Here is a 19,237-nt window from a genome sequence, read left to right on the forward strand (position 1 = left end):
TGAGGGTTCGATATTGGTAAGTATGGCTGGTTTCAAGCGCATTGGTTCGCAAGTGACACAATGGGCTCATCAAAAATCGGGAGTACAGATATGACGGTCTGGCTGGTGGTGTCAATCCTGCTGGTAGTTTTAAGTCCACTGGCATGGTTGCGCCCATCGCGCACGCAGAGCGGGCGCATGGCCCTGCGCATGGAGGCGCGACGCATCGGCCTGGCGATGCAGCTGGCGCCGCAGGAGTGGCCGCACTGGCTGCTGCCGGAGCCGCCGAATCCCTGCGCCCAGTTCCACCGGCCGCGGCGTGGCAGTCAACCGGCGTGCTGGACCTACTGGCAGAAAACCCCGGGCGTGTGGGTCAATCAATGGCAAGAAGTCTGCGATGACCGGACCCTGCTCGATTATTTCGAAAAATTGCCGGGGAATGTTTTCAAGATCGAAGCGGACAAGCAGATGATCGCCTTGTACTGGGGCGAGAAGGGCGAGGCGACGGTTCTGCAGGATATCGACGCGACGCTGAAAGCGCTGGCGTGAAACGGCGACTTTTCTCACTGCAACGGTGTGGAAGGTCTGGCAGACGAGCAATAAAAAGCCCGACATGATTCGTCGGGCGGGTTGGCCAGGCAGGCCGGTAATCTTTTTTTGCGGCAGGCGCTTCGATCGCCCCGGCAAATTTCCTCGCAGTCCACCCAGCGTAGCCTTCTGAACAGGGCTCCAGTGGAAATTAGGGCGACTTTTCTAACTATTGATTCTATGAATGGCTCAACATCGAGACGGGTGTTGCTGCTCATCATGGTGCAGAAATGACTGCAAAGTCGCATTTCAGCCCGAATTTAGGGCGATTGACAATTGTCAGAAATTCCGTGAAGGTGACGTACCCGAATCAAACGGGCGTATGAATTGAGCGTTTGTCTTACAGACTGCTCCTACAGAATCCCGACTATCGCGTTGGCGGGTGTGCCAGGCGGACGGTGTCAGTATCGACGAGCAAAGCGTCCTTCTGAGCCATAAGCCTGCGTCCGACGTGTACTGTTCAGCTTCCATATCGTGGAGATCAGTTGATGATTTACGAAGGTAAAGCCATCACGGTTAAAGCTCTTGAAAGTGGCATCGTCGAATTGAAATTCGACCTCAAGGGTGAGTCCGTCAACAAGTTCAACCGTCTAACCCTGAACGAACTGCGTCAGGCCGTAGACACCATCAAGGCAGATGCTTCGATCAAGGGCGTGATCGTCAGCAGCGGCAAGGACGTGTTCATCGTCGGCGCCGACATCACCGAATTTGTCGACAACTTCAAGCTGCCGGATGCCGAGCTGGTTGCTGGCAATCTCGAAGCCAACAAGATCTTCAGCGATTTCGAAGACCTCAACGTGCCAACCGTCGCGGCCATCAACGGCATCGCCCTCGGTGGCGGTCTGGAAATGTGCCTGGCGGCTGACTATCGCGTCATGTCCACCAAGGCCAAGATTGGTCTGCCGGAAGTCAAACTGGGCATCTACCCGGGCTTCGGCGGTACCGTGCGTCTGCCACGCCTGATCGGTGTCGACAACGCCATCGAGTGGATTGCCGCCGGCAAGGAAAACCGCCCGGAAGACGCGCTGAAAGTCAGCGCCGTCGACGCCGTAGTCGCCCCTGAAAAATTGCAGGAAGCTGCCCTCGAGCTGATCAAGCGCGCCATCTCCGGCGAGTTCGATTACAAGGCCAAGCGTCAGCCGAAACTTGAAAAACTCAAGTTGAACGCCATTGAGCAAATGATGGCTTTCGAAACCGCCAAAGGTTTCGTGGCTGGCCAGGCCGGTCCGAACTACCCGGCGCCGGTTGAAGCGATCAAGACCATCCAGAAAGCCGCGAACTTCGGTCGCGACAAAGCGCTGGAAGTGGAAGCAGCAGGCTTCGTCAAACTGGCCAAGACCTCTGCTGCGCAGAGCCTGATCGGCCTGTTCCTGAACGATCAGGAACTGAAGAAAAAGGCCAAGGCCTACGACGAAATCGCCAAAGACGTGAAGCAGGCTGCCGTACTGGGCGCCGGCATCATGGGTGGCGGTATCGCCTATCAGTCGGCCTCCAAAGGCACGCCGATCCTGATGAAGGACATCAACGAGCACGGTATCGAGCAGGGTCTGGCCGAAGCCGCCAAGCTGCTGGTCGGCCGCGTTGACAAGGGTCGCATGACCGCTGCGAAGATGGCTGAAGTGCTCAACGGCATTCGTCCGACGCTGTCGTACGGCGACTTCGGTCACGTCGATCTGGTTGTCGAAGCTGTGGTCGAGAACCCGAAGGTCAAGCAAGCGGTGCTGGCTGAAGTCGAAGACAAGGTCAAAGAGGACACTATCCTCGCGTCGAACACCTCGACCATTTCCATCAGCCTGCTTGCCAAGGCGCTCAAGCGTCCGGAAAACTTTGTCGGCATGCACTTCTTCAACCCGGTGCACATGATGCCGCTGGTGGAAGTGATCCGTGGCGAGAAGTCCAGCGAACTGGCGATCGCCACCACAGTTGCCTACGCGAAGAAAATGGGCAAGAACCCGATCGTCGTCAACGACTGCCCGGGCTTTTTGGTCAACCGCGTGCTGTTCCCGTACTTCGGCGGTTTCGCCAAGCTGGTCAGCGCCGGTGTCGACTTCGTCCGCATCGACAAAGTCATGGAAAAATTCGGCTGGCCGATGGGGCCTGCGTACCTGATGGACGTGGTCGGCATCGATACCGGTCACCACGGTCGTGACGTGATGGCCGAAGGTTTCCCGGATCGCATGAAGGATGACCGTCGTTCGGCCATCGACGTGCTGTACGAAGCCAAACGCCTGGGCCAGAAGAACGGCAAGGGCTTCTACGCCTACGAGGCCGACAAGAAAGGCAAGCAGAAGAAAGTCGCCGATCCGTCGGTACTCGAAGTGCTCAAGCCGATCGTTTACGAGCAGCGCGAAGTCACTGACGAAGACATCATCAACTGGATGATGATCCCGCTGTGCCTGGAAACCGTGCGCTGCCTGGAAGACGGCATCGTTGAAACCGCCGCCGAAGCCGACATGGGTCTGGTCTACGGTATCGGTTTCCCTCCATTCCGTGGCGGTGCGCTGCGCTACATCGATTCGATCGGTGTCGCCGAGTTCGTTGCCCTGGCTGACCAGTACGCTGATTTGGGCGCGCTGTACCACCCGACCGCGAAGCTGCGCGAAATGGCCAAGAACGGCCAGAGCTTCTTCGGTTAAGCGCCCCCAACTAGAGTGAGAGTGAACTTATGAGCTTGAATCCTAGAGACGTCGTGATTGTCGACTTCGGTCGTACTCCGATGGGCCGCTCCAAGGGCGGCATGCACCGCAACACCCGCGCCGAAGATATGTCGGCGCACCTGATCAGCAAACTGCTGGAACGCAACAGCAAGGTCGACCCGGCGGAAGTCGAGGACGTGATCTGGGGCTGCGTCAACCAGACCCTGGAGCAGGGCTGGAACATCGCGCGCATGGCGTCGCTGATGACCCAGATTCCGCACACCTCGGCCGGCCAGACCGTCAGCCGTCTGTGTGGCTCGTCGATGAGCGCGCTGCACACTGCTGCGCAAGCGATCATGACCGGCAACGGTGACGTGTTCGTGGTCGGCGGCGTCGAGCACATGGGCCACGTGAGCATGATGCATGGTGTCGATCCGAACCCGCACATGTCGCTGTACGCGGCGAAAGCCTCGGGCATGATGGGCCTGACCGCCGAAATGCTTGGCAAGATGCACGGCATTACTCGTGAGCAACAGGATGCCTTTGGCGTGCGTTCCCACCAGTTGGCCCACAAGGCAACCGTGGAAGGCAAGTTCAAAGACGAAATCATCCCGATGCAGGGTTACGACGAGAACGGTTTCCTGAAACTGTACGACTACGACGAAACCATTCGTCCGGAAACCACCCTGGAAAGTCTGGCGGCGCTCAAGCCGGCCTTCAATCCGAAGGGCGGCACCGTTACTGCCGGTACTTCGTCGCAGATCACCGACGGTGCTTCGTGCATGATCGTGATGTCGGCGCAGCGTGCACAGGACCTGGGTATCCAGCCGATGGCGGTGATCCGTTCGATGGCAGTAGCGGGTGTGGACCCGGCGATCATGGGCTATGGTCCAGTACCGGCGACACAAAAAGCCCTGAAGCGTGCGGGCCTTGGCATCAACGATATCGACTTCTTCGAGCTCAACGAAGCTTTCGCCGCACAGGCCTTGCCAGTGCTGAAAGATCTGAAAGTGCTCGACAAGATGAACGAGAAGGTTAACCTGCACGGCGGCGCGATCGCCCTGGGTCACCCGTTCGGTTGCTCCGGTGCACGTATTTCCGGCACCCTGTTGAACGTGATGAAGCAGAATAGCGGCACCTTCGGGGTGGCCACTATGTGCATTGGTCTCGGCCAAGGCATCTCCACCGTCTTCGAACGCGTTTAAGCGTCTCGTCGATGGAAGCCGGGGCCCAGTGCCCCGGTTTTTGTTTTTGGGTTTTTTATTTATTTTTGAAAAGATTTCAGTGAGGGCCGAAGCATGCCGATACAACCTGGGCTCTACCAACATTACAAGGGTCCGCAATACCGTGTATTCAGTATTGCGCGCCATTCCGAAACCGAAGAAGAAGTGGTCTTTTACCAAGCCCTGTATGGCGATTACGGCTTTTGGGTGCGCCCGTTGAGCATGTTCGTCGAGTCGGTCGAGGTTGACGGCGAGCAGGTGCCGCGCTTTGCTTTGGTGCAAGCCGAACCGAGCCTTTTTGACAAGGTTTGAGGCGACTGCGCAGACAACCCTGCGCTTGACCTCACCTTGTATCAACTATATATAGCGGTGCCGCGTCAGGCGCCAACCGCCTTTCACTTCTAGAATTCAGGAATTTTCTGATCCATGGGCAAATCGCTGGTCATTGTGGAATCCCCGGCTAAGGCCAAGACCATCAACAAGTATCTGGGTAACCAATACGTGGTGAAGTCGAGTATCGGCCATATCCGAGACCTGCCCACCAGCGGTTCGGCTAGCGCCAGCAAAGAGCCAGCCGCCAAGCGCGGCAAGGCTGCTGCGGGCGAAGGTCCGGTGCTCTCGCCGAAAGAGAAAGCGCGCAAGCAGCTGGTCTCGCGCATGGGCGTCGATCCCGAACACGGCTGGAAAGCCCAGTACGAGATCCTCCCGGGCAAAGAAAAGGTCATCGAAGAGCTGCGCCGGCTCGCCAAGGATGCTGACACCATCTATCTCGCAACCGACTTGGATCGCGAGGGGGAAGCCATTGCCTGGCACCTGCGCGAAGCCATCGGTGGTGACGACAGCCGTTACAAGCGCGTGGTGTTCAACGAGATCACCAAGAAGGCGATTCAGGAAGCCTTCTCCGAGCCGGGCGAGCTGGACATTGATCGTGTCAACGCTCAGCAGGCGCGTCGTTTCCTCGACCGCGTCGTCGGCTACATGGTCTCGCCGCTGCTGTGGGCCAAGATCGCCCGTGGTCTGTCTGCCGGGCGCGTGCAATCGGTTGCGGTGAAACTGGTGGTCGAGCGTGAGCGCGAAATCCGTGCGTTCAATCCCGAAGAATACTGGGAAGTGCATGCTGATCTCGGCACTGCCAAAGGCTCGACCGTGCGTTTCGAAGTGGCTCGCGAAAAAGGCGAAGCCTTCAAGCCGCTGAACGAAGCCCAGGCCATGGCTGCGCTGGAGAAGCTCAAGTCTTCCAGCTACAGCATCGTCAAGCGCGAAGACAAGCCGACCAGCAGCAAACCCTCGGCGCCGTTCATCACGTCGACCTTGCAGCAGGCTGCGAGCAACCGCCTTGGTTTCGGCGTTAAGAAAACCATGATGATGGCCCAGCGTCTTTACGAAGCCGGCTACATCACTTACATGCGTACCGACTCGACCAATCTCTCGGCCGACGCCGTGGCGATGGCGCGCACTTACATCGAGGACGAATTCGGCAAGAAGTACCTGCCGGAAACGCCGAACGTCTACAGCAGCAAGGAAGGCGCGCAAGAGGCTCACGAAGCGATTCGTCCGTCCGACGCTAACACCACGCCGAGCAAGCTGGCGGGTATGGAGCGTGATGCCGAGCGTCTGTACGAGCTGATCTGGCGCCAGTTCCTCGCCTGCCAGATGCTGCCGGCGCAGTACCTGTCGACCACCGTCAGCGTCGGCGCTGGCGACTTCGAACTGCGTGCCAAGGGCCGTATTCTGAAGTTCGACGGTTACACCCGCGTGATGCCGCAGATTGCCAAGCCTGGCGATGATGACGTGCTGCCGGACATGGCCCAGGGCGATGTGATGAAGCTGATCAAGCTCGATCCGTCGCAGCATTTCACCAAGCCACCGGCGCGTTATTCCGAAGCCAGTCTGGTCAAGGAAATGGAAAAGCGCGGCATCGGTCGTCCTTCGACCTACGCTGCGATCATTTCGACCATTCAGGATCGCGGTTATGTGACCCTGCACAACCGTCGTTTCTACTCGGAAAAGATGGGCGACATCGTCACCGAGCGTCTGTCCGAGAGCTTCTCCAATCTCATGGACTACGGGTTCACTGCCGGCATGGAAGAGAACCTCGATGACGTGGCGCAGGGCGAGCGCGACTGGAAAAATGTGCTGGACGAGTTTTACGGCGACTTCAAGAAGAAACTCGAAGTAGCGGAAAACCCGGACAGCGGCATGCGCGCCAACCAGCCGGTAATGACTGACATTCCGTGCACCACATGCGGTCGTCCGATGCAGATTCGTACCGCATCGACTGGCGTGTTCCTCGGCTGCTCGGGCTACAGCCTGCCGCCGAAAGAGCGCTGCAAGGCCACGGTCAACCTGGTGCCGGGCGATGAAATCGCAGCGGACGACGAGGGCGAATCGGAATCGCTGGTACTGCGTGGCAAGCATCGCTGCCCGATCTGCAGCACGGCGATGGACGCCTACCTGCTGGACGAAAAGCGCAAGCTGCACATCTGCGGCAACAACCCGGATTGCGCCGGTTACGAAATTGAAGAAGGCAGCTATCGCATCAAGGGCTATGAAGGTCCGAGTCTGGAATGCGATAAGTGCGGCAGTGAGATGCAGCTCAAGACGGGCCGTTTCGGCAAGTTCTTCGGTTGCACCAACCCGGAGTGCAAGAACACCCGCAAACTGCTGAAAAGCGGTGATGCAGCGCCGCCGAAGATGGATCCGGTGAAGATGCCTGAGCTGAAATGCGAAAAGGTCAACGACACCTATATCCTGCGCGATGGTGCGTCCGGTCTGTTCCTGGCCGCCAGTCAGTTCCCGAAAAACCGCGAGACCCGCGCTCCGTTGGTGATCGAGATTCTGCCGCACAAGGACGAGATCGATCCGAAGTACCACTTCCTGTGCGAGGCTCCGCAAAAGGATCCTGACGGTCTGCCAGCGGTCATCCGCTACAGCCGCAAGACCAAGGAGCAATACGTACAGACAGAAGTCGATGGCAAACCGACAGGCTGGAAGGCGTATTACGACGGTGGCAAGTGGACTGTTGAAGACAAGCGCAGCGCAAAGGCCAAGGCTGAGTAAGCGCTAGTCTGAACAGCGAAAAGGCCGCATGAAACCTTGGGGGTTTCATGCGGCCTTTTTGTTTTGTGCTTGCGCTGGCATTGGTTGATCCATGACACTGCCGGGCCTGTGTGAAGCAATTATTTCGTTGTGGAGGCTGCCGTCATGGCCCACGAACTCTATACCCGCACCAACCAGAAGATCTATTTCGCTGGGCTGTCACTCGAAGCTCTGGCTCGTGCTGAAGAAGGGCGGGCGATGAATTCTCTGGCGCTGATCCAGGCCGGGCGTGAGTCGGCGTTGTTCCACCTATACGGCGCGCTGCTGGGCTTGTGTCATGAGATCGCTGGCTTTTATCGTCTGCCGCAGGCCAATTCGCCGAGGGCGGAGGAGTTGCTGAGGCGCGAAGTGCTGGAATCGATAGCGATCCCGGAGCTGGCGGAAATGGTCGAGCTGGCCGGTAATCCGGAAACCTGGCTGGCGAAACTGCTGGCGGCGCACGCAGCACTGTTTCAGCCACCGAGGGCGCCACGCAAGCCGAAAGGCGATGTGACGCAGCCACTGATCCAAGCGATTAATCTTGATGAAGAAGAGGCGCCAGAAGAGCTCAGTCGAGATGAGCTGGAGAGCTGGCGGCAGAACCTCAAGGGCCTGGCCCTGCGTTTCCGGGAAGGCTTGAACGAGTGCTGAGGTAGTTTGGCGCAGTGGCAATCTGAAACATGCTGCTGGTCAAGATCCTGAGCGAAGCTCGAATGATGTCTATATAATCGCTGCCTTTCGTGGAGAACAGACCTATATGCCAACGTCCTTTCTAGAAATTGTCGAGTTACCAGACGGCCGAATCGAACTGCGCAGGGCTGAGGACGAAGGTTCTCTGGTGACGCTGGATTTCTCCGAGGATGCCAAAGCGTTCCTGCAGGGCCAGCACGTTGAAATCGCCAAAGCGATGTTGAGCGTTGGCGTGCAGATGGCGGGTCGTATGGTTGAAGGCGAGTTTGATAAGGAAGAGGGGCCGCGGGTTCTTCATTGATTCACGCTTTGGCCTTTTCTCGGTCGCTTGCGCTTCAGATCGGCTTCTCTGTCCCTGGAGAAGCCCTGCGCTTCACACGGCGCGCATTACCATCAATCAACCCAAACGAATGTTCAGGCTCTGCGCTTCGCCCGTACGCGCGGCGCTGATCAGTTGTTGCCGCGAATTGGCATTCAACGGGTTTAGCCATGTCACCACGGTGTGGCTGCGACCCAGTCGCAACGCTTCGCACGCCAGTTGCTGAGCACTTTGAGTGCCGCGCGGTTGCAGCAGTAGAATGCGTTCGCGATTCAGGCCGGCATCGCGCAGCCAGGTTTGCGTCAGACTGGCGGGTGGGGCGATCAGCGTCAGCCAGCGAGCATCCTGATCCTCGCTGAGCTCACGCAGGATCGGGGCGAGCAGGTTCAGGCAGTTCCCGGCCGCACCGCGCAGTGATAGCTCACTGAAGGCGTCAGGTTTGGCGTTCCAGTCACGCTCGACCACGTCTTTGAGGATCGGCGCTAGCGGCTGCGCCAGAAACGCTTCAAACAAAGGCAGTTGTGTTTGCTGAGGTGTGTGTGGGAACTGCATGGAGCCTCCTTTAGCGGCGAATGACGCCGACACTCAAGCCTTCGATCACCAGTTCCTGATCTTTCAGGTCGACTTCGATAGGGGCGAACTCGGGGTTTTCAGCGATCAGCCAGACCTTGCTGCCTTCACGCTTGAAGCGTTTGACCGTCACTTCGTCGCCGATACGCGCAACCACAACCTGGCCGTTACGCGCTTCGCGGGTGGTATGTACTGCCAGCAGGTCGCCGTCGAAGATGCCGATATCCTTCATGCTCATGCCGTGCACACGCAACAGGTAGTCGGCGCGAGGATGGAAGAAGGTCGGGTTGATGTTGCAGGATTCTTCGATGTGCTGCTGGGCGAGGATCGGCGCGCCGGCAGCCACTCGGCCAATGATCGGCAGGGTGGAATCATCGGCCTTGGCTTCGAAGCCGGGAATACGGATGCCGCGAGAAGCACCTGGGGTCATCTCGATCGCGCCCTTGCGGGCGAGGGCCTTGAGATGTTCTTCCGCCGCATTTGGCGATTTGAAACCCAGTTCCTGAGCGATTTCCGCACGGGTGGGCGGATAGCCGTTGTCTTCGAGGCAACGTTTGATGAAGGCCAGAATCTCGGCTTGGCGTGGCGTCAGCTTTAGCATATTGATCGCTCTGTCTTTTTATACAGTGACTGGGATTATATACAGTGAAGCAGTCTTGGCAATGGGCGTTTTTTTGCCGCCCGCCGAGCGGTCGCGAAGGGCGCTTATTAATGCTGGCGCCTTGTGTGGTTAAATAGCTGACCGACCATTCCCAAAACGAACCGGCAGGCTTGACAAGGCACAGGCTGAAACGTATGTTTCAAACAAGTGTTTGTCAGGCGGAGTAGCCATGGCCCAGTCGGAAACCGTTGAACGCATTCTTGATGCTGCCGAGCAGTTGTTCGCGGAGAAAGGATTCGCTGAAACCTCATTGCGTTTGATCACCAGCAAGGCTGGCGTCAATCTGGCTGCGGTGAATTATCACTTCGGCTCGAAAAAGGCGCTGATCCAGGCGGTATTCTCGCGCTTCCTCGGTCCGTTCTGCGTCAGTCTCGATAAAGAGCTGGAGCGCCGTCAGGCCAAGCCTGAGAACAAGCCGACCCTCGAAGAATTGCTGGAAATTCTCGTCGAGCAAGCGCTCGTCGTGCAGCCTCGCAGCGGTAATGACCTGTCGATCTTCATGCGCTTGCTCGGCCTCGCGTTCAGTCAAAGCCAGGGCCACTTGCGACGTTATCTGGAAGACATGTACGGCAAGGTGTTCCGCCGCTACATGCTGCTGGTCAATGAAGCGGCGCCACGCATTCCGCCGATCGAACTGTTCTGGCGCGTGCACTTCATGCTTGGCGCCGCTGCGTTCAGCATGTCCGGGATCAAGGCCTTGCGCGCGATTGCCGAGACCGATTTCGGCGTCAATACCTCCATCGAACAAGTGATGCGCCTGATGGTGCCGTTCCTCGCTGCCGGCATGCGCGCCGAAACCGGCGTCACCGATACAGCCATGGCCAGCGCGCAATTGCGTCCGCGCAGCAAATCCATGCCGGTCGCCGCCAAGGTTTGACCGCGCACGGGTGGGCGCGGCAGCTGGTATCCGCTAAGCTAGCCGGCCATGCCGACTCTCGTACTGAACCCGATCTGCATGAATTCTGCTGACCGTCCGGGCATTGCCCACGGTAGCGATTGCGCGCAGATCGGGTTTTTCGTTTTCAAGGAATCTCTATGACTGCTGGCCTGCAAGGCTCGTTGATGGTGGACGTCGCCGGTACCTGGCTGACGGCCGAAGATCGCCAATTGTTGCGTCAGCCCGAAGTGGGCGGCCTGATCATTTTCGCCCGCAACATCGAGCATCCACGCCAGGTACGCGAACTGAGCGCCGCGATCCGCGCGATTCGCCCGGATCTGCTGCTGGCGGTGGATCAAGAGGGCGGGCGCGTGCAGCGTCTGCGTCAGGGTTTCGTCCGTCTGCCAGCGATGCGCGCCATCGCCGATAACTCGAATGCAGAGTATCTCGCCGAGCAATGCGGCTGGATTATGGCCACCGAAGTGCTGGCGGTCGGGCTCGATCTGAGTTTCGCCCCTGTATTGGACCTGGACTATCAGCGCAGCGCTGTGGTCGGTACCCGTTCCTTCGAAGGCGATCCCGAGCGCGCAGCCTTGCTCGCCGGTGCATTCATTCGCGGCATGAACAGCGCCGGCATGGCCGCCACCGGCAAACATTTCCCGGGCCACGGCTGGGCCGAAGCCGACTCCCACGTGGCGATTCCGAACGACGAGCGCAGTCTCGACGAAATCCGCGCCAATGATCTGGTGCCCTTCGCCCGTTTGAGCAAGCAGCTGGCCGCCGTGATGCCGGCCCACGTCATCTATCCGCAAGTCGACTCGCAGCCCGCCGGTTTCTCCCGACGCTGGCTGCAGGAGATCCTGCGCGGCGAGTTGCAGTTCGACGGCGTGATCTTCAGCGATGATCTGTCGATGGCCGGCGCCCACGTGGTCGGCGACGCTGCCAGCCGCATCGAAGCCGCGCTGAGTGCCGGTTGCGACATGGGTCTGGTGTGCAACGACCGCGCCGCTGCCGAGCTGGCCCTGAGCGCCGCGCAGCGCATGAAGGTCAAGCCTTCCGCGCGCATCGCGAAGATGCGCGGGCAGGCCTTCGCCAGCACCGATTATCGTCAGGACCCGCGTTGGCTCACCGCCCTCGGCGCGCTCAAAGACGCTCAACTGATCGATTAAGGATTTTTCGTTATGACCGTTTACGCAATCATCGGTGGCACTGGCCTGACTCAGCTCGAAGGCCTGAGCATTCGCCAGTCGCTGGCAGTCGACACCCCGTACGGCGCGCCTTCGGCCGAGGTGCAGATTGGTGAGTACGCCGGCAAGGAAGTGCTGTTCCTCGCCCGTCACGGTCACCCGCATCGTTTCCCGCCGCACAAGGTCAACTACCGCGCCAATCTGTGGGCGCTGAAGCAGGCGGGTGCCGAAGCGATCATTGCCGTGAATGCAGTGGGCGGGATTCATCCGGCCATGGGTACCGGGCATTTCTGTGTGCCGCACCAGATCGTCGACTACACCAGCGGGCGCGAGCACACCTTTTTCGCCGATGATCTGGAACACGTCACCCACATCGATTTCAGCTTTCCCTACAGCGAGCCGTTGCGTCAGCAATTGATTGCAGCAGTCGCCGCCGAAGGCTGCGAATTCAGCGATCAAGGCGTGTACGCCTGCACCCAGGGACCGCGTCTGGAAACGGTCGCCGAGATCGTGCGACTGGAACGTGACGGCTGCGACATCGTCGGCATGACCGGCATGCCGGAAGCGGCGCTTGCCCGTGAGCTGGATCTGGATTACGCCTGTCTGGCGCTGGTGGTGAATCCTGCAGCCGGCAAGACCACCGAAGTCATCACCATGGCTGAAATCGAGCAGGCCCTGCACGATGGCATGGGCAAGGTGAAATCAACGTTGGCCCGAGTGCTGGCCAGCTAAGGACTGTCCATGAGCATTTTCATCGAGCGGCTTAAAGGGCTGACATGGACCCACGCATTTAGTAGCAAGGCGTTGGCCAAGGCCCGGGCTTATGCCGCCGATGACCGGGTCGAGATCCTCGAGATCGATGACAGGAAGATTGAGGCGTTCTGCGTCGGTTCTCACCCCCAGACGTATGCGCAAAGCATTTACCTGTCCGAAGATCGGCTGGGGTCGGTAAACCTGCGTTGCCTGTGCAGCTGTCCTGTTGCAATCGACTGCAAGCACAGCGCAGCGGTGCTCTATCACCTGCTGGGCACTGGCGAGGATGCGTCTGGAAGTGACGCGCAGACCCCGTTGGGACGAGCGCTGGAGCATTGGCTTTCGACAATTCCCGTGCCGGCCAAGCCCGCTGAAGAAAGTGCGCAAACCGCAGGTACGCGTCTGTTTTACAAGCTCAAGCCGACGTCTGCGAACGGCAAGTGGCTGCTGGATATTTTCAAGGTCTACCAGCTCAAGAGCGGCGAGTTACGCGAAGTCAAACCGATGTACTCGCTCGCGGAAATGCTCATGCGCCAGCCCGGCTACCTGTCCGAGCTGGATCTGCGCATCGCCCGGCTGTTGGTCGCCATGCATTCCCATCACGCCTATTACAGCGGCTATCCGCTGGAAGGCAGCAGTGGCGCCGAACTGCTGGAAATGCTCCTGCGCACCTCGCGGCTGTTCCTCGACTTCGAAGACCTGCGAGCGCTGACACCGGGGGCGAAACGCGTCGGTCAGTTCTCTTGGGCCGAGCAGGCTGACGGCGGATTCCGCGCGCAATGGAGCAGTGCCGAAGCCGCGCAGGAAACCGTGCTGGCGCTGGAGCCGCTTTATTACCTTGATCGTGAGCAGCGCCAGGTTGGCCCGCTGTTCACTGAGCTGGAAGAAAAGCTCGCCTGCCATTTGACCCTGGCGCCAGACATTCCGGCGCGTCAGGCCATGCAGTTCAGCCATCGTATGAGCGCGGCGACCCAAATTGCGCCACCGCACAAGCTCACCGAACGGATCATCGATGACGTGCTGCCGCAGCCGCAACTGACCCTGGTCAGCGGTCGAGAACGCTCGCGCTGGGAATATGTGCTGGAGCACCGCGCCGCTCTGCTGTTTACCTACAACGGTCATCCGGCGGTGGATCGCAACCCGGAAGTGATGATCCTCAACGGCAGCGAAACCCAGCGCATTCAGCGTCAACCGGCGCTGGAAAAGAAGCTGCGCCAGAACCTGCAAAAACATGGCTTCAAGAAAGCCACGCGCAAGAGTGCAATGGATCGTCCTGGCGAGATGTTTACCTTGCCGGATGATTCCGCCTGGCTCGGGTTCATGCACGAAGGGCTGGCCACACTGCGCGCCGCAGACTGGAAAATCGAGATCAGTCCCGGTTTCCATTTCGATGTACAACCGGTTGAGCAGTGGTACGCCGAGGTCGAAGAAGAGGCCACGCATCAGTGGTTTGATCTGCAGTTGGGTATCGTCGTCAACGGCGAGCGCTACAGCTTGCTGCCGATTCTTCTGCACCTGTTGCGGACCCAGTCGCGCTTGCTCGACCCGGTCAATCTGGCGCAGCGCAGCGATGATGAAAAAATCCTCATCGAGCTCAAGCCCAGCGGTTTTGGCCAGCCGGCGGGCGCCAAGGTCGCGTTGCCGCTGAGTCGGGTCAAACCGTTGATGGCGACGCTGGGCGAGTTGTACCTGGGCGGCCATCAGGGTGATGCGCTGCGCTTGACCGCTCCAGACGCCGCGCGTCTGAGTATGCTCGATGGCGTGCCGCTGGATTGGCAGGGCGGCGAACGTCTGCGCACTTTTGCCAAGCGTCTGCAGAATTCCAGCCACGCCCAGGTTGCTGCGCCGGCCGGCCTCAATGCGCAACTGCGCCCGTATCAGCTCGAAGGCCTGAACTGGATGCAGACCCTGCGCGAGCTGGAGGTCGGCGGCATTCTGGGCGATGACATGGGCTTGGGCAAAACTTTGCAGACCCTGGCGCATCTGCTCACGGAGAAACACGCCGGGCGTCTGGACTGTCCGGCACTGGCGGTGATGCCCACCAGCCTGATTCCCAACTGGCTCGACGAAGCCGAGCGCTTCACGCCGCAGTTGAAAGTCCTGGCGCTGCACGGCACTGGGCGGCAAAAGGACTTTGCCAATCTGGGCGCATACGACTTGGTGCTGACCACTTACGCATTGCTGCCCAGGGATCTGGAGATCTTGCAGCCGCAGTCGTGGAGCGTGCTGATTCTCGACGAAGCGCAGAACATCAAGAACCCGCTGAGCAAAGCCGCCCAGGCCGCCCGTGACTTACAGGCCCGTCAGCGCTTGTGTCTGAGCGGTACGCCGCTGGAAAACCACCTCGGTGAGCTGTGGTCGCAGTTCCATTTCCTCATGCCCGGCTGGCTCGGCGACAGCAAATCCTTTAACCGCGATTACCGCACGCCGATCGAGAAGCACGGCAATGTGCAGCGCATGCAGCACCTGACCGCGCGCATCAAGCCGTTTTTGCTGCGGCGCAAGAAGGATCAGGTCGCCACCGAGTTGCCGCCGAAAACCGAGATCATCCACTGGGTCGAACTCAGCGATGGTCAGCGCGACGTCTATGAGACGGTGCGTGTGGCGATGGACAAAAAGGTCCGCGACGAAATCGCCCGCAGCGGCGTGGCGCGCAGTCAGATCATCATCCTCGATGCGCTGCTCAAGCTGCGCCAGGTCTGCTGCGATCTGCGCCTGGTCAATATGCCGCTGACGGCGAAGGCGTTGCGCTCGGGCAGCGGCAAGCTGATCAGCCTGATGGAGATGCTCGAAGAATTGCTCGGCGAAGGTCGGCGCATTCTGCTGTTCTCCCAATTCACCTCGATGCTGGCGCTGATCGAGCAGGAGTTGCAGCAGCGCGGTCTTGCTTACTCGTTGCTGACCGGCGACACCACCGACCGGCGCACGCCAGTGAGGGATTTCCAGGGCGGCAAGGTGCCGTTGTTTCTGATCAGCCTCAAGGCCGGCGGTACCGGTCTGAACCTGACGGCGGCGGACACGGTGATTCACTTCGACCCGTGGTGGAACCCGGCGGTGGAGAATCAGGCGACTGATCGGGCGTATCGCATCGGGCAGAACAATCCGGTGTTCGTCTACAAGTTGATTGCCAAAGGCACCGTCGAAGAAAAGATCCAGGCGTTGCAGCAGGAGAAAGCGGCGCTGGCCGGGGCGGTGCTTGAGGGTGGCACGACGGGCGGATTCAAACTGGAACAGAGTGATATCGAGGCGTTGTTTGCGCCTTTGCCGGTTACCAGAGGTTGAAGGGTTTGAACCGCGGTGTGGCCATTCGCGAGCAAGCTCGCTCCCACATTTGATCTTCAGTGAATCTGGATCGTGTGGGAGCGAGCCTGCTCGCGAAAGCTATCTGATCAGCGACGCCGACTTCAGCGCTTATCGATCTTGTCCGGCAACGGCGCAAACAGCGCTTCAATATCATCGCTCTGCAACTTCCAGTCCCCGGCCTTGCGCCCATCGAGCACGCCCGCTGCCAGGTCAGACTTTTCCTTCTGCAGGTGCTGAATCTTCTCTTCCACTGTGCCCCGGGCAATCATCTTGTAGACGAACACCGGTTTTTCCTGGCCAATACGATACGCCCGGTCAGTCGCCTGATTCTCGGTTGCCGGGTTCCACCACGGGTCGTAGTGAATCACCGTATCGGCTTCGGTGAGGTTCAAACCGACACCGCCAGCCTTCAGGCTGATCAGGAAGATCTGGCGCGTGCCGCTCTGGAATTCCTTCACCGGTGTGCGCCGGTCACGGGTCTGGCCAGTGAGAAGGGCGTAAGCGATCTTGCGTTTTTTCAATTCCTCTTCGATCAATGTCAGCATCGAAGTGAATTGCGAGAACAGCAGGATTCGCCGGCCTTCTTCGAACAGTTCCTCAAGCATTTCCATCAGGCTGTCGAGCTTGCCCGAAGTGCTGCCGCGTGCGGGCAGGGTGGCGTCGTTGACCAGGCGCAGATCGCAGCAGACCTGGCGCAGCTTGAGCAATGCTTCGAGAATGATGATCTGACTGCGTGCCACGCCTTTGCGAGTGATCTCGTCACGGACCTTCTTGTCCATCGCCAGGCGCATGGTTTCGTACACGTCGCGCTGCGCTTCGTTGAGTTCGACCCAATGAATGATTTCGGTTTTCGGCGGCAGCTCCGTGGCGACCTGCTCTTTGGTACGGCGCAGCAGAAACGGTTTTATCCGACCGTTGAGGTGCTGCAGTCTGACTTCACTGCCGCGCTTTTCGATCGGCACGCGGTAATCGGCATTGAAACTTTTCACGTCGCCGAGCCAGCCCGGCAGCAAGAAATGGAACAGCGACCACAGCTCGCCCAAGTGGTTTTCCAGCGGCGTGCCGCTGAGGCACAGGCGCTGGCGTGCATTCAGCTCGCGGGCGGCCTGGGCGGCTTTGCTGTTGGGGTTCTTGATGTATTGCGCTTCGTCCAGCACCAGAACGTGCAGCGGCTGTTTGGCCAAGCGCTCAAGGTCCTTGGGCAACAGGGCGTAAGTGGTGAGGATCAGGTCGAAGTCGGCCAGATTGTCGAAGTGTTTCTTGCGCGTGGCGCCATACAGGGCGAGCACTTTCAGCTGCGGAGTGAAGTGCGCCGCCTCATCGAGCCAGTTCGGAATCAGGCTGGTCGGCATCACCACCATGCACGGACGATCGAGGCGTCCGGCGTTCTTCTCGCTGAGAATATGCGCCAGGGTCTGTAGGGTTTTGCCCAGGCCCATGTCGTCCGCGAGAATGCCGCCGACCTCCAGTTGCCGCAGCGATTGCATCCAGCTCAAGCCTTCAAGCTGATACGGGCGCAGCGTCGCGTTCAAGCCTTGCGGCGCTTCGGCGCTGAAATCGCGGATGTCGCGCAGGCGCTGGGCGAAGGTGCGCATCTGCTCGCCGCCTTCCCACAACAGCGGCAGGCCTTCCAGCGAATTGAGCCGGGTGGCGTCAGCCTTGCTCAGGCGCAGGGTGGTTTCGCCCGGCTCCTGCAAATAGAACTCGCCCAGCGTCATCAATACCGGCTTCAAGCGACCGAGCGGCAGCGCCACTTGCAACGGCCCATGCTCGCTGGTGCGTTGCGGAATGTTGACCAGAATCAGCTCGTCATCGCGACGGCGGGCGAGGCGTTCCGGGTTGAGGATCTCGGTGTGCGAGCGCATCAGATTCAGCAGGATCGGCAGCAGGCTCAGGCGCTCGCCGTTGACGATGATGCCCAGTTCCAGATCGAACCAGTCGCGCTCCGGCGCCTGTTCGACGGTGGCGTACCAGTCATCGACGGCGGTCAGGTCGAAGCCGAATTCCTCATCGATCTGCAACTCCCAGCCTTGGCTGCGCAATTTCGGCAAGTCATTCAGCGTGAAGGTCAGCCAGGCGCTGTCGTTGACCATCTCGTAGAGTTCGCCGGCGCTTTCCGGCAGCGCTTTGCTCTGCCTTGTGGCGATGCGGAAACCGAGGATGCGCAACTGTTCGCGGTAGGACTGTTCGACGTCCGGGTGACGTTTTATCCGCAGGGTCTGCGCTTCCTGACGGATCAGGATATCGCTGTGTTTTTGCCCGCTGACGTATTCGTCCAGATAGCTGAACGACAGCGCCGCACGATGCTGAATGTAGCGCTGCATCTTGCCGTTGCGCGGCTCGAAGGCGCTGAACTCGACGCTCGCCAGCCACAGGCGCGGCACCGGTTGCACGTTGTCCACCAGCACTTGCGGCGGTGCTTTCGGGCTGCGGTTTTCCAGCACGGCCTGGAGTTTTTCCAGCAGCTCGGCGTCTTTCGCGGCGGCGGGGTAGTCGAGGGTTTCCTGGATTTTCAGCAGCACCGCAGCACAGTGCTTGCAGTTGCTGCGCACCGGGCAGGTGCAGGTGGCGTCGACCAGCAGCAGAGTGGCTTTGGCCGATTCGCGCAGATGGATGGTCTGCCGGTAAACGCTACCGCCAGAACCTTCGCAACTGGCGGTGATGGTCGCATCGCCGACCTGGGCGATGCGCACCCGATTCTCCAAAGCGTAGCGGCGGCCGCGCTCCAGACTCTGTTCTTTGAATCGGCTGACCCACGACGGGGCCAGCGGTTTGCTCAGGGGCGGCGGCATAAGGACTTCGGTCAGTCCGGCACGACTTCAGGCGCTTCGCGAGGCGCTGGCGCGGTCAGGGAAGTGATCTTGATCAGCAGGGCCAGATGACCGTTGTCGAGGTAATTGAGCTGGCCGTTCTTGGTGTGGCTGTCCTGGCGCAGGCGCTCACTGGCGGTGACCAGGCCATTGGCGTCGATCTGATTGACCCAGAAATCGGCGGTCACGTCGGTGAAGCGGCCGAGTTTCATTTCCAGCGTGCCCTCGATCGGGAACTGGCCGAACTGCTCCTGACCTTCGCTCACCGCGACTTTCGCCGGCGCTTCGCCGAGGCTCTGCTGCCAGGCCTTGTGCATCAGCACGGTGTACTCGCCGCTGGCGGTGAGTTTGCTCACCACATCATTCAGCGCTGGGGTGCGCTGGCTGTCGCTGCCCAGACGCTGGGCGCCTGCGGCCCAGTCTTCCGGGGCGGCGCGGCTGACGATGGCCGGGACAGCATTCTGGCGCACCAGGATCATTTCGACCTGATACGTGTCATCGGCAAACGCCGTCGGTGCTGCAAGTGCAAGCAACAAAGTCAGAGAGCGGAACAGGCGCATCGG

Annotated in this window: 15 protein-coding genes; 11 read left to right on the forward strand and 4 right to left on the reverse strand. The window is 59.7% G+C overall.

What is annotated here, in order from left to right:
• Window positions 1-90: 90 nt before the first annotated feature.
• From V8J63_RS19445 to V8J63_RS19475, 7 genes are all read left to right on the forward strand, one after another.
• Window positions 91-528 carry a hypothetical protein gene (locus tag V8J63_RS19445; RefSeq protein WP_110603450.1) on the forward strand — a complete coding sequence of 146 codons (438 nt, stop codon included), beginning with the start codon at window positions 91-93 and terminating at the stop codon, window positions 526-528.
• A 527-nt stretch (window positions 529-1,055) separates the two neighbouring features.
• Window positions 1,056-3,203, forward strand: a complete 2,148-nt coding sequence (gene fadB, locus V8J63_RS19450; protein ID WP_024013640.1) for a fatty acid oxidation complex subunit alpha FadB — start codon at window positions 1,056-1,058, stop codon at window positions 3,201-3,203.
• Between the two features lie 29 nt (window positions 3,204-3,232).
• Window positions 3,233-4,408: an acetyl-CoA C-acyltransferase FadA gene (gene fadA / locus V8J63_RS19455; protein ID WP_016775495.1), complete on the forward strand. Its 1,176-nt coding sequence runs from the start codon at window positions 3,233-3,235 to the stop codon at window positions 4,406-4,408.
• A gap of 93 nt (window positions 4,409-4,501) precedes the next feature.
• Window positions 4,502-4,738 (forward strand): DUF1653 domain-containing protein, encoded by a 237-nt coding sequence (locus tag V8J63_RS19460; RefSeq protein ID WP_125927776.1) that lies wholly within the window; start codon window positions 4,502-4,504, stop codon window positions 4,736-4,738.
• A gap of 114 nt (window positions 4,739-4,852) precedes the next feature.
• Window positions 4,853-7,486: a type I DNA topoisomerase gene (topA, locus tag V8J63_RS19465; RefSeq protein ID WP_016775493.1), complete on the forward strand. Its 2,634-nt coding sequence runs from the start codon at window positions 4,853-4,855 to the stop codon at window positions 7,484-7,486.
• Window positions 7,487-7,630: 144 nt separating this feature from the next.
• A complete protein-coding gene (locus tag V8J63_RS19470) occupies window positions 7,631-8,155 on the forward strand; it encodes a DUF6586 family protein (RefSeq protein WP_095182364.1) in 525 nt (174 codons plus the stop codon).
• A gap of 106 nt (window positions 8,156-8,261) precedes the next feature.
• A complete protein-coding gene (locus V8J63_RS19475) occupies window positions 8,262-8,495 on the forward strand; it encodes a hypothetical protein (protein ID WP_003226592.1) in 234 nt (77 codons plus the stop codon).
• Between the two features lie 96 nt (window positions 8,496-8,591).
• Here V8J63_RS19475 and sulA read toward each other — a convergent pair whose 3' ends face one another.
• Together sulA and lexA are read right to left on the reverse strand one after the other, a co-directional pair.
• A complete protein-coding gene (gene sulA, locus V8J63_RS19480; RefSeq protein WP_024013637.1) occupies window positions 8,592-9,065 on the reverse strand; it encodes an SOS-induced cell division inhibitor SulA in 474 nt (157 codons plus the stop codon).
• Between the two features lie 10 nt (window positions 9,066-9,075).
• Complete coding sequence (gene lexA / locus V8J63_RS19485; RefSeq protein ID WP_016775490.1) at window positions 9,076-9,684, reverse strand: transcriptional repressor LexA; 609 nt, start codon at window positions 9,682-9,684, stop codon at window positions 9,076-9,078.
• 229 nt (window positions 9,685-9,913) lie between these two features.
• Here lexA and V8J63_RS19490 point away from each other — a divergent pair, with 229 nt between their 5' ends.
• The 4 genes from V8J63_RS19490 (at window position 9,914) to V8J63_RS19505 (ending at window position 15,843) form a co-directional block, all read left to right on the forward strand.
• Window positions 9,914-10,621, forward strand: a complete 708-nt coding sequence (locus V8J63_RS19490; RefSeq protein WP_016775489.1) for a TetR/AcrR family transcriptional regulator — start codon at window positions 9,914-9,916, stop codon at window positions 10,619-10,621.
• 170 nt (window positions 10,622-10,791) lie between these two features.
• Window positions 10,792-11,790, forward strand: coding sequence for a beta-N-acetylhexosaminidase (nagZ, locus tag V8J63_RS19495; protein WP_336464540.1), 999 nt, complete (start codon window positions 10,792-10,794; stop codon window positions 11,788-11,790).
• Window positions 11,791-11,802: 12 nt separating this feature from the next.
• Window positions 11,803-12,540, forward strand: a complete 738-nt coding sequence (locus tag V8J63_RS19500) for an S-methyl-5'-thioinosine phosphorylase (RefSeq protein ID WP_130903096.1) — start codon at window positions 11,803-11,805, stop codon at window positions 12,538-12,540.
• A gap of 9 nt (window positions 12,541-12,549) precedes the next feature.
• Window positions 12,550-15,843 carry a DEAD/DEAH box helicase gene (locus tag V8J63_RS19505; RefSeq protein WP_336464511.1) on the forward strand — a complete coding sequence of 1,098 codons (3,294 nt, stop codon included), beginning with the start codon at window positions 12,550-12,552 and terminating at the stop codon, window positions 15,841-15,843.
• Between the two features lie 122 nt (window positions 15,844-15,965).
• On the opposite strand, the gene V8J63_RS19510 is transcribed toward V8J63_RS19505, so the two are convergent.
• Window positions 15,966-18,656 (reverse strand): DEAD/DEAH box helicase, encoded by a 2,691-nt coding sequence (locus V8J63_RS19510; RefSeq protein ID WP_073471435.1) that lies wholly within the window; start codon window positions 18,654-18,656, stop codon window positions 15,966-15,968.
• An 11-nt stretch (window positions 18,657-18,667) separates the two neighbouring features.
• Window positions 18,668-19,234 carry a CsiV family protein gene (locus tag V8J63_RS19515; RefSeq protein WP_071173055.1) on the reverse strand — a complete coding sequence of 189 codons (567 nt, stop codon included), beginning with the start codon at window positions 19,232-19,234 and terminating at the stop codon, window positions 18,668-18,670.
• Window positions 19,235-19,237 lie beyond the last annotated feature (3 nt).

Origin of the sequence: Pseudomonas sp. CCNWLW23, assembly GCF_037095675.1 — a bacterium.
Taxonomy (GTDB): Bacteria; Pseudomonadota; Gammaproteobacteria; order Pseudomonadales; family Pseudomonadaceae; genus Aquipseudomonas; species Aquipseudomonas atacamensis.